General features: G+C 41.1%; 17 protein-coding genes, 3 tRNA genes, 1 rRNA gene, 1 other RNA gene, 1 pseudogene and 1 other annotated feature (1 of these 24 running past the window's edge). Of the genes and pseudogenes, 17 read left to right on the top strand and 6 right to left on the bottom strand.

Features of this window, described 5'->3' with window-relative positions:
• Positions 1-802 carry the 5' portion of a YaaC family protein gene (locus KFQ09_RS09625; protein ID WP_046342789.1) on the bottom strand. Its footprint begins 167 nt before the window's first position, so 802 of the gene's 969 nt are visible here — the first part of the coding sequence; the start codon lies at positions 800-802; its stop codon lies beyond the left edge, outside the window.
• A gap of 121 nt (positions 803-923) precedes the next feature.
• Between KFQ09_RS09625 and guaB the strand changes: the two genes are divergently transcribed.
• Positions 924-2390: an IMP dehydrogenase gene (gene guaB / locus KFQ09_RS09620; RefSeq protein WP_008342039.1), complete on the top strand. Its 1467-nt coding sequence runs from the start codon at positions 924-926 to the stop codon at positions 2388-2390.
• Between the two features lie 160 nt (positions 2391-2550).
• Positions 2551-3876, top strand: coding sequence for a D-alanyl-D-alanine carboxypeptidase family protein (locus KFQ09_RS09615; RefSeq protein WP_008342036.1), 1326 nt, complete (start codon positions 2551-2553; stop codon positions 3874-3876).
• A 41-nt stretch (positions 3877-3917) separates the two neighbouring features.
• Here the strand turns inward: KFQ09_RS09615 and KFQ09_RS09610 are convergent, their stop codons facing one another.
• A complete protein-coding gene (locus KFQ09_RS09610; protein WP_079919086.1) occupies positions 3918-5396 on the bottom strand; it encodes a MocR-like pyridoxine biosynthesis transcription factor PdxR in 1479 nt (492 codons plus the stop codon).
• Between the two features lie 246 nt (positions 5397-5642).
• On the opposite strand from KFQ09_RS09610, the gene pdxS reads away from it, so the two are divergent.
• The 5 genes and pseudogenes from pdxS (at position 5643) to KFQ09_RS09585 (ending at position 10042) form a co-directional block, all read left to right on the top strand.
• Positions 5643-6527, top strand: coding sequence for a pyridoxal 5'-phosphate synthase lyase subunit PdxS (gene pdxS, locus KFQ09_RS09605; protein ID WP_008342033.1), 885 nt, complete (start codon positions 5643-5645; stop codon positions 6525-6527).
• 19 nt (positions 6528-6546) lie between these two features.
• Positions 6547-7137, top strand: a complete 591-nt coding sequence (pdxT, locus tag KFQ09_RS09600; RefSeq protein ID WP_017359015.1) for a pyridoxal 5'-phosphate synthase glutaminase subunit PdxT — start codon at positions 6547-6549, stop codon at positions 7135-7137.
• A gap of 53 nt (positions 7138-7190) precedes the next feature.
• Positions 7191-7406, top strand: a binding site (T-box leader).
• A gap of 47 nt (positions 7407-7453) precedes the next feature.
• Positions 7454-8728, top strand: coding sequence for a serine--tRNA ligase (serS, locus tag KFQ09_RS09595; RefSeq protein WP_008342028.1), 1275 nt, complete (start codon positions 7454-7456; stop codon positions 8726-8728).
• A 596-nt stretch (positions 8729-9324) separates the two neighbouring features.
• Positions 9325-9657: pseudogene (locus tag KFQ09_RS19535) on the top strand (methyl-accepting chemotaxis protein); the annotation flags it as partial.
• 292 nt (positions 9658-9949) lie between these two features.
• Positions 9950-10042: transfer RNA gene (locus KFQ09_RS09585), tRNA-Ser, on the top strand.
• A gap of 84 nt (positions 10043-10126) precedes the next feature.
• Here KFQ09_RS09585 and KFQ09_RS09580 read toward each other — a convergent pair.
• From KFQ09_RS09580 to KFQ09_RS09565, 4 genes are all read right to left on the bottom strand, one after another.
• Positions 10127-10786 carry a deoxynucleoside kinase gene (locus KFQ09_RS09580; protein WP_024719578.1) on the bottom strand — a complete coding sequence of 220 codons (660 nt, stop codon included), beginning with the start codon at positions 10784-10786 and terminating at the stop codon, positions 10127-10129.
• Positions 10783-11406, bottom strand: a complete 624-nt coding sequence (locus KFQ09_RS09575; RefSeq protein ID WP_017366700.1) for a deoxynucleoside kinase — start codon at positions 11404-11406, stop codon at positions 10783-10785. The genes KFQ09_RS09580 and KFQ09_RS09575 overlap by 4 nt, the downstream gene beginning before the upstream one ends.
• 79 nt (positions 11407-11485) lie before the next feature.
• Complete coding sequence (locus tag KFQ09_RS09570; RefSeq protein ID WP_234915730.1) at positions 11486-12733, bottom strand: glycoside hydrolase family 18 protein; 1248 nt, start codon at positions 12731-12733, stop codon at positions 11486-11488.
• A 99-nt stretch (positions 12734-12832) separates the two neighbouring features.
• The gene (locus tag KFQ09_RS09565; protein WP_074041758.1) at positions 12833-13387 is read right to left on the bottom strand and encodes a cysteine hydrolase family protein; all 555 of its coding nucleotides are present in this window, start codon (positions 13385-13387) and stop codon (positions 12833-12835) included.
• 79 nt (positions 13388-13466) lie between these two features.
• Here KFQ09_RS09565 and tadA point away from each other — a divergent pair, with 79 nt between their 5' ends.
• The 10 genes from tadA to KFQ09_RS09515 all read left to right on the top strand — a co-directional run bounded on the left by tadA (position 13467) and on the right by KFQ09_RS09515 (position 19947).
• Positions 13467-13943: a tRNA adenosine(34) deaminase TadA gene (gene tadA / locus KFQ09_RS09560; protein ID WP_008342015.1), complete on the top strand. Its 477-nt coding sequence runs from the start codon at positions 13467-13469 to the stop codon at positions 13941-13943.
• 76 nt (positions 13944-14019) lie between these two features.
• Positions 14020-14284: signal recognition particle sRNA large type (ffs, locus tag KFQ09_RS09555), an RNA gene on the top strand.
• 330 nt (positions 14285-14614) lie between these two features.
• Positions 14615-16327, top strand: a complete 1713-nt coding sequence (gene dnaX, locus KFQ09_RS09550; protein ID WP_008342013.1) for a DNA polymerase III subunit gamma/tau — start codon at positions 14615-14617, stop codon at positions 16325-16327.
• 25 nt (positions 16328-16352) lie between these two features.
• The gene (locus tag KFQ09_RS09545) at positions 16353-16676 is read left to right on the top strand and encodes a YbaB/EbfC family nucleoid-associated protein (RefSeq protein WP_008342011.1); all 324 of its coding nucleotides are present in this window, start codon (positions 16353-16355) and stop codon (positions 16674-16676) included.
• A gap of 15 nt (positions 16677-16691) precedes the next feature.
• Positions 16692-17288 carry a recombination protein RecR gene (recR, locus tag KFQ09_RS09540; RefSeq protein ID WP_003218094.1) on the top strand — a complete coding sequence of 199 codons (597 nt, stop codon included), beginning with the start codon at positions 16692-16694 and terminating at the stop codon, positions 17286-17288.
• Positions 17289-17306: 18 nt separating this feature from the next.
• Complete coding sequence (locus KFQ09_RS09535; RefSeq protein ID WP_008342008.1) at positions 17307-17531, top strand: YaaL family protein; 225 nt, start codon at positions 17307-17309, stop codon at positions 17529-17531.
• 66 nt (positions 17532-17597) lie between these two features.
• Positions 17598-17861 (top strand): pro-sigmaK processing inhibitor BofA family protein, encoded by a 264-nt coding sequence (locus KFQ09_RS09530; protein WP_008342006.1) that lies wholly within the window; start codon positions 17598-17600, stop codon positions 17859-17861.
• Positions 17862-18135: 274 nt separating this feature from the next.
• Positions 18136-19684, top strand: a 16S ribosomal RNA gene (locus KFQ09_RS09525).
• 96 nt (positions 19685-19780) lie between these two features.
• Positions 19781-19857: transfer RNA gene (locus KFQ09_RS09520), tRNA-Ile, on the top strand.
• A gap of 14 nt (positions 19858-19871) precedes the next feature.
• Positions 19872-19947 (top strand) — tRNA-Ala (locus tag KFQ09_RS09515).
• Positions 19948-19993 lie beyond the last annotated feature (46 nt).

The raw sequence follows: 19993 nt of genomic DNA, 5'->3' as shown, positions 1-19993 counted from the left end.
TCATACTGAGGTTATACATTAACAAGTAATGGCTGATGATCTCAGGAATCCCTAAAAAGGCATCTCGTGTTGATGGAATGAACCATTGATTCATTTCTAAATCATAATGAAGGTGAGTAGCAAGAGCAGGGTTTTCTTCTGAAAATACATCAAATGTTAGTTTTTTAGCTTCTCGTTGCTTAAGCTTCCAAGTTGTATGGAACTCAAAATATTCAATAAAACGTTCGGCAGACATGTTATAGAGCAAGGGAATATGATCTTGAATCAACATGCCATTTGCTTGTTCTACTTTCACTAAAGTAGAGGGTTGTTTTTGAAACTCCAGAATGTGACCCATTTCAGGTATTTTTGAAAGGAGATTGATCATCGTAAATCGCTCATCTTCAAGACCATTTAAATGAAATAAGTGCTTTAATACATGCATACATAATCCGTTTCGCTGAATCTTTACTTCATCCTCACTAAAACGATAATGTTGCTTCTTTCTTTTTCTTGAGGTGACGCCGTGAGCTAAGACAGAGGTTTGAGATGGATAGTCGGGATCTACTGTCAGTAAACATGCCTTTAACAGCTGTGCCATTCCATAAAATAATAAAATCGGTTTTAGTTCAAGTGGAGCTGATGCGGCTTGGTCATAAAATGTATGGCCATGCTTTAAAAAGTAAATAAATCGTTCACAGTTTTTATAGGCTTGTTGATTTGCATCCTGAATGTTCCGTTTCTCGTACTGTTGAAATAGAAACTTTTGGGAAGTTTCAAGTGAGTAAAAACGTTTTAAATCCTTCCATCCTGAACTTTTCATCTTCTTCCTCAACTCTCTTTATATTTTCTAAAAATTGCAACTGTTTGTTGCTTCCTTGACATGCTGTTTCCTAGTTGATAATCTACATATAATATTTTGCCGAAAAGAGGGGGATTTACTAATGTGGGAAAGTAAATTTTCAAAAGAAGGTTTGACGTTTGACGATGTGTTGCTTGTTCCAGCAAAGTCTGAGGTGCTTCCGCGTGATGTCAATTTATCAGTTGAGTTAACAAGCACTTTAAAGCTGAACATTCCAATTATTAGTGCAGGAATGGATACTGTGACGGAATCACAAATGGCGATTGCAATGGCACGTCAAGGTGGTCTTGGAATCATCCATAAGAACATGTCTATTGAGCAGCAAGCTGAACAAGTGGACAAAGTAAAACGTTCAGAGCGTGGTGTTATTACAAATCCATTTTTCTTAACACCGGATCATCAAGTATTCGATGCAGAACATTTAATGGGTAAATATCGTATTTCTGGTGTACCGATTGTTAATAACGAACAAGATCAAAAGCTTGTTGGGATTATTACGAACCGTGACCTTCGTTTTATTTCGGATTATTCAATGAAGATTAGCGACGTGATGACAAAAGAGGAACTTGTGACAGCTTCTGTTGGAACAACATTAGAAGAAGCTGAAAAAATCCTTCAGCAATATAAAATTGAAAAATTACCTCTTTTAGATGACGAAGGAACATTAAAAGGTCTCATCACCATCAAAGATATTGAAAAAGTGATTGAATTCCCTAACTCCTCTAAAGATGCACATGGCCGTTTAATTGTTGGTGCCGCTGTAGGTGTCACTGGCGATACAATGACTCGTGTGAAAAAATTAGTAGAAGCCAATGTTGATGTGATCGTCATTGATACAGCACACGGTCATTCTCAAGGTGTTCTAGACACTGTATCGAAAATCCGTGAAACGTATCCTTCTCTTAACATCATTGCTGGTAACGTTGCAACAGCTGAAGCAACAAAAGCATTGTTTGAAGCTGGAGCAGATATTGTAAAAGTGGGTATTGGACCAGGATCGATTTGTACAACACGTGTTGTTGCAGGGGTCGGTGTACCACAAATCACAGCGATTTATGACTGTGCAACAGAAGCAAGAAAGCATGGTAAATCTATTATTGCAGATGGTGGAATTAAATATTCAGGTGATATCGTGAAAGCATTAGCTTCTGGTGGACATGCTGTTATGCTGGGAAGCCTTCTTGCTGGTACATCTGAAAGCCCAGGAGAAACAGAAATTTTCCAAGGCAGACGTTTCAAAGTATATCGTGGTATGGGTTCTGTTGCTGCAATGGAAAAAGGAAGTAAAGATCGTTACTTCCAAGAAGATAACAAAAAATTCGTTCCAGAAGGTATCGAAGGACGTACACCGTATAAAGGACCAGTTGTTGACACTGTTTACCAACTTGTTGGCGGTATTCGCTCTGGTATGGGCTATTGTGGAACACAGGACTTACGTACTCTTAGAGAAGAAGCACAATTCATTCGCATGACAGGTGCAGGTCTTCGTGAGAGCCATCCACATGATGTACAAATTACAAAAGAATCACCAAACTACACAATTTCTTGATAAATTGTGACAATCAAATTACATTTGACAGGGTCTATGACTCTGTCTATTTTTTTTGTCTTTATTGTGATAAAATTTATACTGTTGTGTCGAAATAAGCCCTTGTGGATTAAATATATATGAAAAACGTCGAAAAAAGATGAATACGGAGGTATGACGATTGAACAGCAAGATGTTGAAACAGCTTATGGTCTCTATCCTTGCATTGGCATTGATTGTTACTGCATTTACCCCAATGTCCAAAGCAAAAGCAGCTGAAGATCCATTCAATGTGAATGCGAAAGCAGCCATCCTTATTGAAGCTTCTACAGGTAAAATTCTTTATAGTAAAAACGCAGAACAAAGACTGCCTATTGCAAGTATGGCAAAGATGATGACAGAGTATCTATTACTAGAGGCAATTGCTGAAGGCAAAGTGAAATGGGATCAAACATATACGCCAGATGATTACGTGTACGAAATTTCTCAGGACCGCAGTTTATCCAATGTTCCATTGAGAAAAGATGGTTCGTATACTGTCAAAGAACTTTATCAAGCAACGGCTATTTATTCAGCAAATGCAGCAGCAATTGGTCTAGCAGAGGTAATCGCTGGATCAGAATCAAAGTTTGTTGAAAAAATGAATGCAAAAGCAAAAGAACTTGGCTTAACCAATTACAAATTCGTGAATGCAACTGGATTAGAAAATAAAGACTTACATGGCAAACAGCCAAAAGGTACGGGACCTGATGAAGAAAGCGAAGTTTCCGCAAAGGATATGGCTTTGCTTGCACAGCATCTCATCAAAGATCATCCAGAAATTCTTGAAACAGCAAGCATCGCGAAAACAAAGTTCAGAGAAGGCACAGATGACGAAATGGACATGCCAAACTGGAACTTTATGCTTAAAGGACTTGTGAAAGAATATGAAGGCGTAGACGGTCTGAAAACGGGCTCTACTGATTCAGCTGGTTCTAGCTTCACAGGTACAGCAAAACGTGGTGACATGCGTGTGATCGCAGTTGTCCTGAATGCTAAAGGGAATCTTCATACAGCTCGTTTTGATGTGGCGAAAAAATTGTTCGATTATGCCTTTAAAAACTTTACGATGAAAGAAATGTACAAAAAAGGCCAACAAATCAAGGGACATGAAAACATCGAAGTCGATAAAGGGAAAGATAAAGAAGTACCCGTCGTGACGAAAGAAGCTTTCTCTGTACCGGTTAAAAATGGTGACGAGAAGAGCTATAAAGCGAAAGTAAATATTGATAAAAAGAACCTAGAAGCTCCTATTAAAAAAGGAACAAAGGTTGGCATGTTGACGACTTCTTATTCTGGTGATGAGAAGGACTACGGCTATTTGAGTAAAGACCAATCAGGTGTTGAGCTTGTGACGAAAACAGGTGATGAAAAAGCAAACTGGTTCATCCTTGCAATGCGTGGTGTAGGTGGATTCTTCGCTGGCATTTGGGGCGGAATCGTTGACACAGTAAAAGGTTGGTTCTAATAAAAAACTGCTCTCTATATGTGAGAGCAGTTTTTTTATCGTTAAAAGAAAAGAGATTGTTTGTGGTTTTGAGGTGTAGACAAGGCCTGCTGAAAAATACCACATAACTTTTCCATACCTTCTGTCAGTGCCTTTTCGTTCACATAAGAAAAACTGAGACGTATATAATTCTGCTTCGGCTCCCCAGGATAGCAGACAGAGCCAGGCAGGAAGGTGATTTGCTGCTTCCGTGCCTCATGTAATAGGGCACGTGTATCGACCCAGGAAGGAAAGCTAAGCCACAAATTGAGCCCGCCCTGTGGGATTTGCCACGTGACGTCCTTTGGCGCATGCTTTGTCAACACATCCATCATCAAATCGCGTCTCACCTTCAAGGCAGTTCTTAATTTTTTCGTATGATCGATCATTTTCTTGGATGTGAGAAACGGTAAAATAGCCTTTTGGGTGAGAAGTGGGCTCCCTAAATCATTATTGGCCTTTGCTGCTAATAAACGGTTAAATATAGAGCCTGACGCAGTAATAATTCCAATTCTGCATCCTGGAGCCAGTGTCTTGCTTAATCCTCGTAAATAAATGACGTGTCCATCGTGATCCAGGCTTTTAATAGGTGCCGGCGGTTTCTTTTCAAAATAAAGCTCACGATAAGGATCATCTTCTACAATGAGACAATCAATGCTTTGTGCCAGTAAAAGCAGCTGTTTTCTTCGTTTCAACGACATACTGGCGCCTGTAGGACTGTGAAAAGTAGGAATGGTATAGATGAGCTTTGGTTTATATTTATCACAAATGCTTTGAAGCTGTTTCATGTTCATTCCTTCATGATCGACAGGAACCGTAATAATTCGTGCCCCTCTCCCCATAAAGACATCAATTGCGCCTGGATAGGTGGGCGCCTCCATGACAACTACATCATCCGGCCCGATAAATGTACGTGCTACTAAATCAAGCCCTTGCTGAGAACCGCTAGTGACAAGGATATTTTCAGGAGTAGAAGGGACATCTAATTTTTCTAGAAATGATTGAATGACCTGACGAAGCTGAAGGTCACCTTGTATTTCTCCGTATTTTGACATGATTTGAGGATGCCGGGCTAGGACATGCTGCATTTCTTTTTCTAAATACCGGTTAGGTAAAAGACCAGGATCAATCATAGAGGAAGAAAGATTAATGGCTTCTTCGACATAGTGATACTGAGCAAATTGAGACCTTGGTAAATAATCAGGGATCGATAACTGCCAATCGAAAGAAGTAGATGACTGAACCGGGATGTCAGTGTGCTCATGCTGCTCATTCACAAACGTACCTTTTCCTTGTACAGTCGTTAAAAATCCGTCGTCCTTAAGCCGTGTATAGGCTTTTGCTGCTGTGACAAGACTTACATTCAGCTGTTTCGCTAGATCACGTACAGTCGGCAGCTTATCGCCTTGCTGAAGCAGACCTGATTGAATGTGATCAACGATGGAAAAGTAAATCTGATTCGAAAGAGATGTATCTGAATGTCGATGGATATCAATATGCATGAAAATCCTCCAATGGGTGTGGAATTGTTATAGATGTTTTCGAATTGTTATAGATGCATTATAACATGTTAATAACACTTAAAAGAGGGAATGATGCCTTTTTAACTATGAAACCTTGATATATAAGGGTTTCTTCTTTTTTGTGAGCTGATTGAATTGTTATACTATTCTCTTTATTGTTATACTCTATCGCTTGTATGATAAAGGTGTTGAATCAATCGAATAGACAAATGGGAGGAAACAATTGTGAGCAATAAGGGAACTGAACGAGTTAAACGTGGAATGGCAGAAATGCAAAAAGGTGGCGTCATTATGGATGTCGTCAATGCTGAGCAGGCAAAAATCGCAGAAGAAGCAGGCGCAGTGGCAGTAATGGCACTAGAACGAGTTCCAGCTGATATCCGTGCAGCAGGCGGTGTTGCCCGTATGGCAGATCCAAGAATCGTAGAAGAAGTACAAAATGCAGTAACGATTCCAGTCATGGCAAAAGCACGTATCGGCCACATCGTGGAAGCTCGTGTTCTTGAAGCACTTGGTGTTGATTATATTGATGAGAGTGAAGTGCTGACGCCCGCAGATGAGGAATTCCATTTAAATAAAAATGAATACACGGTTCCTTTCGTATGTGGCTGCCGTGATCTAGGTGAAGCGACTCGTCGTATTGCAGAAGGTGCATCTATGTTGCGTACAAAAGGTGAGCCTGGTACAGGAAATATTGTAGAAGCTGTTCGTCATATGAGAAAGGTCAATGCTCAAATTCGTAAAGTGGCGGCAATGAGTGAAGATGAATTGATGACAGAAGCCAAAAATTTAGGCGCACCTTATGAATTATTGCTTCAAATTAAAAAAGAAGGCAAATTACCGGTTGTAAACTTTGCTGCTGGAGGTGTTGCGACACCAGCAGATGCAGCATTAATGATGCAGCTCGGAGCAGATGGTGTATTTGTCGGCTCTGGTATCTTCAAATCAGACAATCCAGCTAAGTTTGCAAAAGCGATTGTAGAAGCAACGACTCATTTCACAGATTACCGTCTGATTGCAGAGCTTTCTAAAGAGCTTGGAACAGCGATGAAAGGAATTGAAATTTCAAATCTATTGCCAGAAGAGCGTATGCAAGAGCGTGGCTGGTAATTAAGGGAGCGCGACGAACATGCTAACAATTGGTGTACTAGGGCTTCAAGGAGCGGTGAGAGAGCATATTCAATCGATTGAAGCTTGTGGCGCAGCGGGAAAGATCATCAAGCGGGTAGAGGAGTTAGAAACGATTGACGGTCTGATTATTCCTGGTGGTGAAAGTACGACGATGAGAAGACTCATGGATACGTACCAATTCATTGAACCGATTAAAGCGTTCGCTGCTCAAGGTAAACCGATATTTGGGACTTGTGCCGGTTTGATTATGCTGGCAAAGCATATAGAAGATCGAGAAGATGCTCATCTTGGCCTGTTAAATGTATCTGTTGCACGTAATTCGTTTGGCAGACAGGTAGACAGCTTTGAAGCAGATGTAGAAGTGAAAGGACTGGATGCGCCGTTTACAGGAGTGTTCATCCGTGCGCCTCATATCATCAGCGCAGATGAGAGCGTAGAGGTCATGGCTGAGTATGACGGCAGGATTGTGATGGCGAAAGAAAACAATATCTTAGGTTGTTCTTTTCATCCAGAGCTGACAGACGACCATAGGTTAACACAGCTGTTTGTTGAGATGGTGGAGTCCTATAAAACGAAGCTTGCTGTATAAAACGGTTGAAAAGAGATAAAACTTATAGTACATTAAAATCACAATCAAAGATCGAAAAAGCGTTGACGGGAAATAGTAAGAAGCCCCTCTTTCTCAGAGAGCCGATGGTTGGTGAGAATCGGTGAAAGATGCATTCTGAATCCATCCTTGAGCGAAATGCTGAAACACGAAGTAAGCATTTACGGTGATGCCGTTACAGAGGAAAGAGGAAAGCATGCTTTTGGCGTGTTTTCAATCAGGGTGGCAACGCGAGAGCTCTCGTCCCTTTCAGGGATGAGGGCTCTTTTTATTTTTCGATAAAAAAGGAGTGTTACACATGCTGGATATTAAACAACTGCGCACGGATTTTGATCAAATCAAAGAAAAATTAGCCCATCGAGGCGAAGATTTAGCGGATTTTGATAAGTTTGGTGAGCTGGATCAAAAAAGAAGAGAATTAATCGGCAAAACAGAAGTATTAAAGAGCCGAAGAAATGAAGTATCACAGCAAGTGGCTGTTCTAAAAAGAGAAAAGAAAGACGCCGATCACATTATTCAAGAAATGCGTGAGGTAGGCGATGAGATTAAGAAGTTGGATGATGAATTAAGAACAGTAGAGGAAAGCCTGCAAACCATCCTGTTCTCAATTCCAAACATCCCTCATGATTCTGTACCAGTCGGTGAAACAGAAGATGACAACATTGAAGTGAGAAAATGGGGCGAACAGCCAGCCTTCTCATTTGAACCAAAGCCGCATTGGGATGTAGCTGATGAGCTGAAAATTTTGGATTTTGAACGTGCAGGAAAAGTGACAGGAAGCCGTTTCGTTTTTTATAAAGGGCTAGGCGCACGGTTAGAGCGTGCACTTTATAACTTTATGCTAGATTTACACGTAGATGAATTTGGTTTTACTGAAGTACTACCACCTTATATGGTCAACAGAGCAAGCATGACAGGAACTGGACAGCTTCCAAAGTTTGAAGAGGATGCTTTTAAAATTCGAGAAGAAGATTATTTCCTCATTCCAACGGCTGAAGTGCCAATTACGAACATGCACCGTGACGAAATTCTTGAAGGAGAGCAGCTGCCAATCAATTATGCAGCATTTAGTGCTTGCTTTAGATCAGAAGCTGGTTCTGCTGGCAGAGATACGCGCGGACTCATCCGTCAGCACCAATTTAACAAAGTAGAGCTTGTGAAATTTGTCAGACCAGAAGATTCTTATGAAGAATTAGAAAAACTAACAAACCAAGCAGAAAAAGTTCTTCAATTATTGAACCTGCCATACCGTGTCATGAGCATGTGTACAGGAGATTTAGGCTTTACGGCTGCGAAGAAATACGATATCGAAGTATGGATTCCAAGCCAAAATACGTATCGTGAAATTTCTTCTTGCAGTAACTTTGAAGCGTTCCAAGCGAGACGAGCAAACATTCGTTTCCGCCCTGAGCCTAAAGCAAAGCCAGAACACGTCCACACATTAAATGGATCTGGTTTAGCAGTAGGAAGAACTGTTGCAGCCATTTTAGAAAACTATCAACAAGAAGATGGAACAGTGATCATTCCTGAGGTGTTACGTCCTTATATGGGAAATAAAGAAGTGATAAAATAAGATGCCGTCATGGCATCTTATTCTTTTTACCTAAACTTCTACAGCTTTTCTAAAATAAGCCGATAAAAGAACTAAAAGCATCTAGGAAAGAAGGAATAACCTTGAATAGGCTTGACTATTATGTTGAAATGGCTCAATTACTCAGAAAAGTTCTAGATGAAAGTGTTCTTTTCGGCATCACTGATACAGAAAAGGTACTTTGCTATTATCCATCGACCACAGTAGATTTTGGCATTAAAGTAGGGGACGCTTTAAACCCAGAGGACCAAAACGTGGCGACGACATTAAGAGGACAAGAATATGATGGGCATTTGCCAGAGTCTTTATATGGTTATGAAATTGCTGTAAAAGGTTATCCGATTTTTGATGAAGATAGAAAAGTGATTGGCTCTTTTTTAGTGGCTTTTTCACATCATCGTGAGAAGAAATTAAGCGGCTATATGGAACATATCAATAAAGTAGCGAAAGAGTTACAAGGTGGAATTGAGCAAATTGCTGCTCATTCTCAAGAACTGGCTGCGACAAGCTTAGAAATTAGTGAGCAGGCCGGAAGAGCAGAAGAGAAATCCGCAAACATTGAAGAAGTCGTCAAAACCATTGGCGGTATTGCGAGACAAACAAACCTGTTAGGACTCAATGCTGCAATTGAAGCGGCAAGAGCAGGTGAAAATGGAAAAGGCTTTGCTGTTGTTGCAGACGAGGTACGTAAGTTATCAGATGGATCAAAGGAAGCAGCTGAAACCATTAATGCATTTTTAAAAGAAATCCAAGACAGCATTGGCACTTTATCTGAAAATATCTCACAAATCAGCAGTTCAACAAACGAACAAGCTAAACAAGTGACAGACTTTACAAAGATTATTGAGTCATTAAATGATTTTAAAGAAGAGATGAATCATTTTATTGAAGACATTAGACAGGATACGTAATAGATGAAGAGCAGCCGATAATCGGCTGCTTCAGCGTGTAGACAAACCCTCGCATTCTTTGTCAGTCCTGCGTGCTGGTGCTCACGAATGCCAAATTCGCTCCGCGCCAGTACTCGTCCTTCCTAGACTGCAAAGGTTTTCTATCACGCTGAAAAGAAGACAAAAGGCTAAAATAAAGTTCATTTTAGCTTTTTATAGGCTAAACATCATACCAAAATCAAATGTTGAAATTTTTTTCGAAAAGATGTTGACTTAAAATAAGATGATATGATATATTAATTCTTGTCGATACGGAGGAATACCCAAGTCCGGCTGAAGGGATCGGTCTTGAAAACCGACAGGGGTGTCAAAGCCCGCGGGGGTTCGAATCCCTCTTCCTCCGCCATATTGATTTTACCTTAGTTGAATTGAAACGCATAAAAATTGGAAATTGTCAAACCGCTGCATTCGAGAAATGCAGCGGTTTTTTTTATTTTGTGTTAGAGCGATTTTTTTGAATAACAGAAGCAATTTCATGAAGAATAGGATCAAGTGAGCTTTCATCATGAAGTAAGTCATAATCTTCAATATTAATTTTAATCACAGGGCACAGATCAAATTGTTCAATCCATTCTGTATATCGAGTGTACATTTCTTCCCAATATGCTCGATCGGTTTGAGTTTCCATCTCTCTCCCGCGCTCTTCAATACGGTGTAATATATGATCTAAATCCCCATGCAAGTAAATGAGGACATCTGGGTGAGGGAAGTAAGGTGTCATCACCATCGCCTCAAATAGACTCGTATACGTTTCATAGTCTACCTCTGACATGGTACCTTTGTCTGCGTGCATTTTAGCGAAAATACCAGTGTCCTCATAAATGGACCGATCTTGTACATAACCTCCACCAGACTCGAAGATTCGTTTCTGCTCCTTAAAACGTTCAGCTAGGAAATAGACCTGTAAATGAAAGCTCCATCTTTGGAAATCTGAATAAAAAGGCTCTAAGTATGGATTATCATCTACTTTTTCGAGAGAAGTTTGAAATCCTAGCTTGTCCGCTATTGTTTTCGTCATGGTCGATTTTCCGACACCAACTGTCCCTGCAATTGTGATGACAGCATCCTTTGGTATTTCAATATTTTTCATAGTACTTGCTCCTTTATGTTCTGTACAATTTGCTGGTAATCTTGCTGTGAGGAAACGAAGTCTGTATGATCGCCTTCAATTGTAATGATAGGAAGCCCTGGGTCAGTTTGTTTTAAATGCTCGATGGCCAACTCATAATCTTCAATCAGGGTTTTTAAATAAGCTGGATCAATGTCTTCTTCAAAAGATCGGCCTCTCATCTTTATTCTATCAAGTAAGGTGGGAAGGCTGGCTTTTATATAGATCATGGCATTTGGTTTAGGAAGATCATCTGTCAGCAAGTGATAGATCTTTCTGTATTTATCCATGTGCTTTTTGGATAAGGTTCTTTCTGCAAATATCATATTTTTATAGACATGATAATCAGTGACAATCGGCTGCTGTTTTTTGACATAGTTCTCTTCAATAGATTCTAACTGTTTAAACCGATTGCATAGAAAGAACATCTCAAGCTGAAAGCTCCATTGTTCCATATCTTCATAAAATTTATCTAAGAATGGATTTTCTTCTACAATTTCTTTTACTAAAGGAAATTGAAATTCCTTTGAAAGCATTGTAGCCAAGGTTGTTTTTCCGGCTCCAATTGGGCCTTCCACTGCAATAAAAGGGGCAGGATACATAGGCGTTCTCCTCTATCTATAAAGTTGTCAAACCAATGTATATTGTACCATACCCCTTCTGAGAGATAGAGCGTATGAATTACGATGTCGTTCTTTTTTCAATATTAAATTGATCTGATAACAACAACCAGTTTTGTGGGAAGGATAGACCTAATTTCCAGTAAGCAATTCCATTTAGGTTTAACTCTTTAATGAGATTAAATTTGGCTTGAATGGATCTTGCATCTTCAAACCAAACCTCGTGTTCTTTGTTGTTAGCATCTGTATAACGGAAATAAGGTGCTTGTGCTGTTTTGTCATATAAAATAGATACATTATTCTCTCTAGCAATGGCAATCGCTTGTTGAGGGCTGACGGCTTTGGCGATAGGGCCTCCTTGAACATAAGGAAGCGTCCAATCATAACCATATAAATTCTGCCCCATCACAATTTTATTGGCAGGTATGACAGTCAGTGCATATTCAATGACTTGGCGGACAGGGCCGATCGGAGAGACGGCTTGTGCAGGCCCGCCGCTGTAGCCCCACTCATAAGTCATTAGCACAACATGATCAACGATCTTACCGATTGCTTCATAGTCATGCGCCTCATACCACTTTCCTTTCTGTTCACTGCTTGTTTTAGGAGCAAGTGCCACAGAAATAGTCCAACCCTGTTGATGAAAACGAGTTGTTGCTTCTCTTAAAAATTGAAGGTAGGCTTCTTTATCAACAGGGCGTAAATATTCAAAGTCAAAATGGATTTCTTTTAATTGATACTTTTGAGCAACGCGGACGATTTCATTTAATAATGTCGTTTTGACAGCTTGATTTGTTAAAAGGATTCGCCCGAGTTCATCACTAAATTTATCATTCTCTAGATTTGTGACTACCATGGATAAAACCGTTCTGCTTTGAGCGGCAATTTGAGGCAATTGATCTAATGGTGGCTCGCGAAGTGTGCCGTCTCTTTGCGCTTGAAAACTAAAAGCGCCGAGATGTGTTAAGTATGGAGATGCCTCTCTGGCTGCTTGCTTTAAATTTTCGCTGACTTGGTTTCCGCGAGGTTCTATATAAGCGTTAGAATTAATATTTCTTTTCGGCCTTTGTGGAATATAAAGCAAAAAACGAATAGGCAATATGGCTTCAGGCCGTATCCGATTCACACGTGCCAATTCTTCTACCGAAATTTGAAATCTTCTTCCAATTTGATAAAGTGTATCATTTTGTTTGACCTCATAAAATTGACCTCTAATAGGGATGACAATTGTTTGTCCAACGACTAGTTGATTTGGTGTTTCGATGTCGTTGGTCCGAATGATTTCATTTACCGTTGTTTTAAAACGCATGGCAATTTCATTTAACGTATCTCCTCTTTTGACAACATAAATTTGAATGGTCAACGCCCCCTTTGTTATTGCTAACAATTTATGAGGGTGATGGATAAATCATGTTTGATTTTCATCCGTGATCTCTTTAGTTGTTGTGATTTTGGCAAGAAGAACGTTCTCCATCATCGTTAAAGCGTACTCGTTGTCTCTATCATCATTTGAAGCAATACAATCTTTAGGTACAGTGAGGTTGTACTCTCGCATGTAAGCGTCATTTGCAGTGAACAGGACACAGATGTTTCCGGCAATTCCAGTTAAAATAAGATCTTGCACACCTAATTCATTTAGGAGTGTCTCTAGTGCTGTTCCGTAAAAGGCAGAGTGCTTAGGTTTAATTAAGAAGTAATCATCTTTAGATGGTGCCATTTGTTCTAAAATAGGGGCACTTCTTTCGTTTTTGCATGTTTCCATAACAGCTTTGATATCAGCCTTCCAGAGTCCATAGTGGTCGTTGATATAGATAATTGGCCAATTTTTCTTGAAAGCGTGTTGTTTAAGGGCTAAAATTTTATTGGTCATTTGCTCTGTTTTTTCAGCGAGCACATGTCCCATTTTGAAATCAAAATTATTGATCATGTCAATAATAAGTAGTGCCTTTTGTTGTTTTGGCAAATCAAGACCCCCTTTAAAAGATTGTGATAATATGTTAACCTCAATATCCTTTAAAAAAACATGAAAAGAGAGCCGTGCTATGACGAAAGATGAACAGTTTATGCAAGAAGCTATTTCTGAAGCTTTGAAAGCAAAACAAATAGGAGAAGTTCCAATCGGTGCCGTCATCGTTGTTGATGATCAAATTGTAAGCCGTGCTCACAATTTAAGGGAAAGTGAACAGCGATCAATTGCTCATGCGGAATTACTTGCTATTGATGAAGCGTGTAAAATGACTGGTAGCTGGCGTTTAGAAGATGCTGTACTTTATGTTACACTTGAACCGTGCCCAATGTGTGCAGGCGCTATTGTACTTTCAAGAGTGAAAAAGGTCGTTTTTGGTGCCTATGATCCTAAAGGTGGATGTGCTGGTACTTTAATGAATTTATTGGACGATGAGCGGTTCAATCATCAGTCTGAAGTTATTGGCGGTGTGCTTGAAAATGAGTGTGGTGAGCTGTTAAGTCAGTTCTTTCGAGACCTCCGTCAGCGGAAGAAGCAAGCGAAAAGTAAATGAATGGATGTCGTTTGCAATTTTATCACTTAGAAGGTATACTTATGTCTGCGTCACCAACAATTTAATATTCATTTTGCCGTGCTAAGCGGGGAGGTAGCGGTGCCCTGTACTCGCAATCCGCTCTAGCGAGGCCGAATCCCTTCTCAAGGTTCGTTTACTTCAAGGTCTGCCTTAAATAAGTGGTGTTGACGTCTGGGTCCTGCGCAATGGGAATTCATGAACCATGTCAGGTCCGGAAGGAAGCAGCATTAAGTGAAACCTCTCATGTGCCGCAGGGTTGCCTGGGCCGAGCTAACTGTTTAAGTAACGCTTGGGGTAGCGAATCGACAGAAGGTGCACGGTAAATCAATATTAAATGTAACTCATCTAGTTTATCTAGGTGAGTTTTTTGTTGCTATTGAAAGAATATATCGGTTGCTTTATTTATACAAATAGCAAAAAAGCCATTTTCGGGTGAGGTATTTTTGAAGCAATTCACAAAGGGAACGAATGTTCTTGTTTATCTGGCAGGCATTTTCAGAGAGTAGGAAAACACGTTTTTTAATCACGAAAAGTAATAAGTCTTTAAAGGAAATGCTCTTTTTCGTTTATTAGAAAATAAAGGTGTACTTTTGAATTGATCGTTGCATCATGTATAATGAACATGATGATAAATGGAGGAGGGCGTATTTGTGAGTTATCAAGCTTTATACCGAGTGTTCAGACCTCAAGTTTTTGAGGATGTTGTTGGACAAGAACACATCACAAAAACGTTGCAAAATGCCCTTTTGCAGAAAAAGTTTTCTCATGCTTACTTATTTTCAGGTCCTAGAGGAACAGGTAAAACAAGTGCTGCCAAGATTTTTGCGAAAGCAGTGAACTGTGAAAAGTCACCTGTTAGTGAACCGTGTAATGAGTGTGATGCCTGTAGAGGGATTACGACCGGTTCGATTTCAGACGTGATTGAAATAGATGCTGCCTCAAATAACGGGGTAGATGAAATTCGGGATATACGTGATAAAGTGAAATTTGCTCCTTCAGCGGTTACATATAAGGTTTATATTATAGATGAGGTACATATGCTCTCTATCGGGGCATTTAATGCACTTCTTAAAACGCTAGAGGAACCACCTGCTCATTGTATCTTTATTTTGGCTACCACAGAGCCTCATAAAATTCCTCTTACCATCATATCAAGATGTCAGAGATTTGATTTTAAACGGATCACGACAAAAGATATTGTTGGACGAATGGAGAAAATTGTAGATGCAGAAAGCCTAAATATACAAGAGGGTTCACTCGAGATTATTGCTAGTGCGGCAGATGGAGGCATGCGTGACGCACTTAGTCTCCTTGACCAAGCGATCTCATTTAGTGGTGAACAGCTCACAATTGATGATGCACTTCTCATTACAGGTGCTGTATCTCAGCATTTCATTAGTCAGCTTGCTGAAGCCATTTTTGAGCAAAATATTGCGATAGCGCTGGATACGTTAAATGAATTGCTTCAACAGGGGAAAGATGCGGCGAAATTAATAGAGGATATGATCTTCTACTTTAGAGATATGCTTCTTTATAAAACAGCACCGGATCTTGAAGGTGTCCTTGAAAAAGTCAAAGTTGACGATAAGTTTGTAGCTCTTTCAGAACGTGTGGCACCTCAGTTTCTTTATGAAACGATTGAAGTGCTGAATAAAAGCCATCAGGAAATGAAATGGACAAATCACCCTAGAATTTTCTTTGAAGTAGCTGTGGTTAAGCTCTGTCAGTCAACGGCTGGTGCTGTATCATCTCCGGCTGATTCCGACCTAACAGCGTTAACGAATAAAATAGACAGGCTGGAACAGGAGCTATCTAGGCTAAAAGCTGAGGGTGTTCCAATGACTCAGTCTCAGAGTCCTCAAGCAAAAACGGAAGCACCTCGACCTCAAACGAGTAATAAAAATGGCTATCGTGCACCTGTCGGTCGAATTCATGAGATTTTAAAAGAAGCGAAGCGACCGGAACTAGAAAAAATAAAAGGCAAATGGGGAGAGCTTCTTGCCCAATTAAAACAGCAAAATAAGGTATCTCACGCTGCGCTATTAACAGATAGTGAACCAGTTGCGGCGGCAACTCATGCCTTTGTTTTAAAATTCAAATTTGAAATACATTGTAAGATGGTGGCCGAAGATAAAAGTGGTGTTCGAACCAATCTTGAGCAACTGCTAGAATCTATGCTAGGAAAAAGAGTGGAATTAGTTGGCGTTCCAGACGCTCAATGGGGTAAAATAAGAGAAGAATTTTTAAGAGATCATCAGCCTGAAGAACAAGCAGATGGTCAGGCAGCTTCTGCTGAAGAAGATCCATTAATTGCAGAAGCAAAGAAGTTAGTAGGAACCGATTTAATTGAAATTAAAGATTAACAATTTGAAAGAGAGTGGTGTTCATATGCGCGGTGGAATGGGAAATATGCAAAAAATGATGAAACAAATGCAAAAAATGCAGAAGGATATGGCTAAGGCTCAAGAAGAGCTTGCAGAAAAAGTCCTTGAAGGTACGGCAGGTGGCGGTATGGTCACTGTAAAAGTAAATGGACAAAAAGAAGTCGTTGATGTGGCAATTAATGAAGAAGTTGTTGACCCTGAAGACATCGATATGCTTCAAGACCTTGTACTTGCAGCAACAAATGATGCATTGAAAAAAGTGGATGAATTAACGAATGAAACAATGGGTCAATTCACAAAAGGAATGAACATGCCAGGTTTATTCTAGGAGGAATAACTGAAGATGCAATATCCTGAACCAATATCAAAGCTGATTGATAGCTTTATGAAATTGCCAGGAATCGGACCTAAAACTGCGGTCCGTCTGGCTTTTTTTGTTCTTAGTATGCAAGAAGATGTCGTGCTGGATTTTGCGAAGGCACTTGTTAATGCAAAGCGTAATTTAACTTATTGTTCTGTTTGCGGACATATCACCGATCAGGATCCTTGCTATATTTGTGAAGATACAAGAAGAGATCAATCTGTGATCTGTGTCGTGCAGGATCCAAAAGATGTGATCGCAATGGAAAAAATGAAAGAATACAACGGCTTATATCATGTGCTTCATGGTGCTATTTCACCAATGGACGGAATTGGGCCAGAGGATATTAAAATTCCTGACCTATTAAAAAGATTGCAAGACGATCAAGTCACAGAGGTCATTCTTGCAACCAATCCAAACATTGAGGGAGAAGCAACGGCCATGTATATCTCTAGATTGTTGAAACCATCAGGAATTAAACTCTCTCGCATTGCTCACGGACTCCCAGTAGGTGGAGACTTAGAGTATGCGGATGAAGTCACACTTTCTAAGGCTCTAGAAGGCAGACGTGAGATGTAGGAAGGAGAAGTACGGTACATGGGTTTTCTTCGCAGAAAATCAATTCGAAAAGAATTCGATGAGATATTAATTCAACAGCTTTTTAAGCAAAAGGAAGAATGGAACAGACAAAAAAAGCTTGTCGCAAACAGCGTTGAGCCTTCACCGGACATTCTATTCGAATTAAAGCTTGCTCAAGCGAAGTACTTTTTCTATCTGAGAGAAGCGAAAAAGAGAAATTTACGTTTAAACAACTGGAGATAGCAGGTCTATTTTCCATAATGCTCTCATATGCTTGTACTATTCATATGAAGAGGAGATGAGAGGATTATGGAACCTGTTATTGTGATTGGTTCAATTTTGTTAGCTGTTTTATTGTTGTTTATGTCAGGTGTTCAAGCGAATCCATTCAAATGGTTAGGGCTTATTGGAGTTAAGTTTGTCGCAGGTGCTCTTTTTTTATTTTGTCTCAATTTATTCGGTGAGAGTTTAGGGCTTCATGTTTCCATTAACCCTGTAACGAGTGGAATTAGTGGTTTGTTGGGCATTCCAGGTGTAGCAGCTTTAGTCGTAATTGAAAAGTTTATTATTTAATGCAAAATATTGTTGACTTTGATTATATATGGTGGTAAATTAATATACGTCGCTGATGACGAAGAAACGAAAAAACATAATAACAAAAAAGTTGTTGACACTAACAACTTGGACGTGATAAGATGTTCTAGTCGCTTCTGAAGCGGTAAACAAGTTCTTTGAAAACTAAACAAGACAAAACGTACCTGTTAATTCGAGTTTTTATAAAAAAATCCTATGATACATCATAGGTAGTCAGTCAAACTGGCGAAAAGCAAAACTTCGGTTTTGTACTTTTTCGGAGAGTTTGATCCTGGCTCAGGACGAACGCTGGCGGCGTGCCTAATACATGCAAGTCGAGCGGACAGAAGGGAGCTTGCTCCCGGATGTTAGCGGCGGACGGGTGAGTAACACGTGGGTAACCTGCCTGTAAGACTGGGATAACTCCGGGAAACCGGAGCTAATACCGGATAGTTCCTTGAACCGCATGGTTCAAGGATGAAAGACGGTTTCGGCTGTCACTTACAGATGGACCCGCGGCGCATTAGCTAGTTGGTGAGGTAACGGCTCACCAAGGCGACGATGCGTAGCCGACCTGAGAGGGTGATCGGCCACACTGGGACTGAGACACGGCCCAGACTCCTACGGGAGGCAGCAGTAGGGAATCTTCCGCAATGGACGAAAGTCTGACGGAGCAACGCCGCGTGAGTGATGAAGGTTTTCGGATCGTAAAGCTCTGTTGTTAGGGAAGAACAAGTGCAAGAGTAACTGCTTGCACCTTGACGGTACCTAACCAGAAAGCCACGGCTAACTACGTGCCAGCAGCCGCGGTAATACGTAGGTGGCAAGCGTTGTCCGGAATTATTGGGCGTAAAGGGCTCGCAGGCGGTTTCTTAAGTCTGATGTGAAAGCCCCCGGCTCAACCGGGGAGGGTCATTGGAAACTGGGAAACTTGAGTGCAGAAGAGGAGAGTGGAATTCCACGTGTAGCGGTGAAATGCGTAGAGATGTGGAGGAACACCAGTGGCGAAGGCGACTCTCTGGTCTGTAACTGACGCTGAGGAGCGAAAGCGTGGGGAGCGAACAGGATTAGATACCCTGGTAGTCCACGCCGTAAACGATGAGTGCTAAGTGTTAGGGGGTTTCCGCCCCTTAGTGCTGCAGCTAACGCATTAAGCACTCCGCCTGGGGAGTACGGTCGCAAGACTGAAACTCAAAGGAATTGACGGGGGCCCGCACAAGCGGTGGAGCATGTGGTTTAATTCGAAGCAACGCGAAGAACCTTACCAGGTCTTGACATCCTCTGACAACCCTAGAGATAGGGCTTTCCCTTCGGGGACAGAGTGACAGGTGGTGCATGGTTGTCGTCAGCTCGTGTCGTGAGATGTTGGGTTAAGTCCCGCAACGAGCGCAACCCTTGATCTTAGTTGCCAGCATTCAGTTGGGCACTCTAAGGTGACTGCCGGTGACAAACCGGAGGAAGGTGGGGATGACGTCAAATCATCATGCCCCTTATGACCTGGGCTACACACGTGCTACAATGGACAGAACAAAGGGCTGCGAGACCGCAAGGTTTAGCCAATCCCACAAATCTGTTCTCAGTTCGGATCGCAGTCTGCAACTCGACTGCGTGAAGCTGGAATCGCTAGTAATCGCGGATCAGCATGCCGCGGTGAATACGTTCCCGGGCCTTGTACACACCGCCCGTCACACCACGAGAGTTTGCAACACCCGAAGTCGGTGAGGTAACCTTTATGGAGCCAGCCGCCGAAGGTGGGGCAGATGATTGGGGTGAAGTCGTAACAAGGTAGCCGTATCGGAAGGTGCGGCTGGATCACCTCCTTTCTAAGGATATATGGAGCAGCGTACGTTTTTCGTCTTGTTTAGTTTTGAAGGAACTTGCAAAAGATCCTACAACATCATATCTTCGATATGAAAGATGGGCCTGTAGCTCAGCTGGTTAGAGCGCACGCCTGATAAGCGTGAGGTCGGTGGTTCGAGTCCACTCAGGCCCACCATCTTCTATTAAATCGGGGCCTTAGCTCAGCTGGGAGAGCGCCTGCCTTGCACGCAGGAGGTCAGCGGTTCGATCCCGCTAGGCTCCACCAACGTGTTCTTTGAAAACTAGATAACAATAAGTAATACATTCACATT

The sequence above is a fragment of the Bacillus sp. FS02 genome (assembly GCF_024398395.1).
GTDB classification, from domain to species: Bacteria; Bacillota; Bacilli; order Bacillales; family Bacillaceae; genus Bacillus; species Bacillus altitudinis.
This window is presented reverse-complemented; position numbering and strand designations above follow the sequence as displayed.

Coding starts and splice junctions, on each gene's coding strand:
- guaB (WP_008342039.1), top strand. CDS start 924: ATGTGGGAAAGTAAATTTTCAAAAGAAGGTTTGACGTTTGACGATGTG.
- KFQ09_RS09610 (WP_079919086.1), bottom strand. CDS start 5,396: ATGCATATTGATATCCATCGACATTCAGATACATCTCTTTCGAATCAG.
- pdxT (WP_017359015.1), top strand. CDS start 6,547: ATGCTAACAATTGGTGTACTAGGGCTTCAAGGAGCGGTGAGAGAGCAT.
- serS (WP_008342028.1), top strand. CDS start 7,454: ATGCTGGATATTAAACAACTGCGCACGGATTTTGATCAAATCAAAGAA.
- KFQ09_RS09580 (WP_024719578.1), bottom strand. CDS start 10,786: ATGAAAAATATTGAAATACCAAAGGATGCTGTCATCACAATTGCAGGG.
- KFQ09_RS09575 (WP_017366700.1), bottom strand. CDS start 11,406: ATGTATCCTGCCCCTTTTATTGCAGTGGAAGGCCCAATTGGAGCCGGA.
- KFQ09_RS09570 (WP_234915730.1), bottom strand. CDS start 12,733: ATGCGTTTTAAAACAACGGTAAATGAAATCATTCGGACCAACGACATC.
- tadA (WP_008342015.1), top strand. CDS start 13,467: ATGACGAAAGATGAACAGTTTATGCAAGAAGCTATTTCTGAAGCTTTG.
- KFQ09_RS09545 (WP_008342011.1), top strand. CDS start 16,353: ATGCGCGGTGGAATGGGAAATATGCAAAAAATGATGAAACAAATGCAA.
- recR (WP_003218094.1), top strand. CDS start 16,692: ATGCAATATCCTGAACCAATATCAAAGCTGATTGATAGCTTTATGAAA.
- KFQ09_RS09535 (WP_008342008.1), top strand. CDS start 17,307: ATGGGTTTTCTTCGCAGAAAATCAATTCGAAAAGAATTCGATGAGATA.
- KFQ09_RS09530 (WP_008342006.1), top strand. CDS start 17,598: ATGGAACCTGTTATTGTGATTGGTTCAATTTTGTTAGCTGTTTTATTG.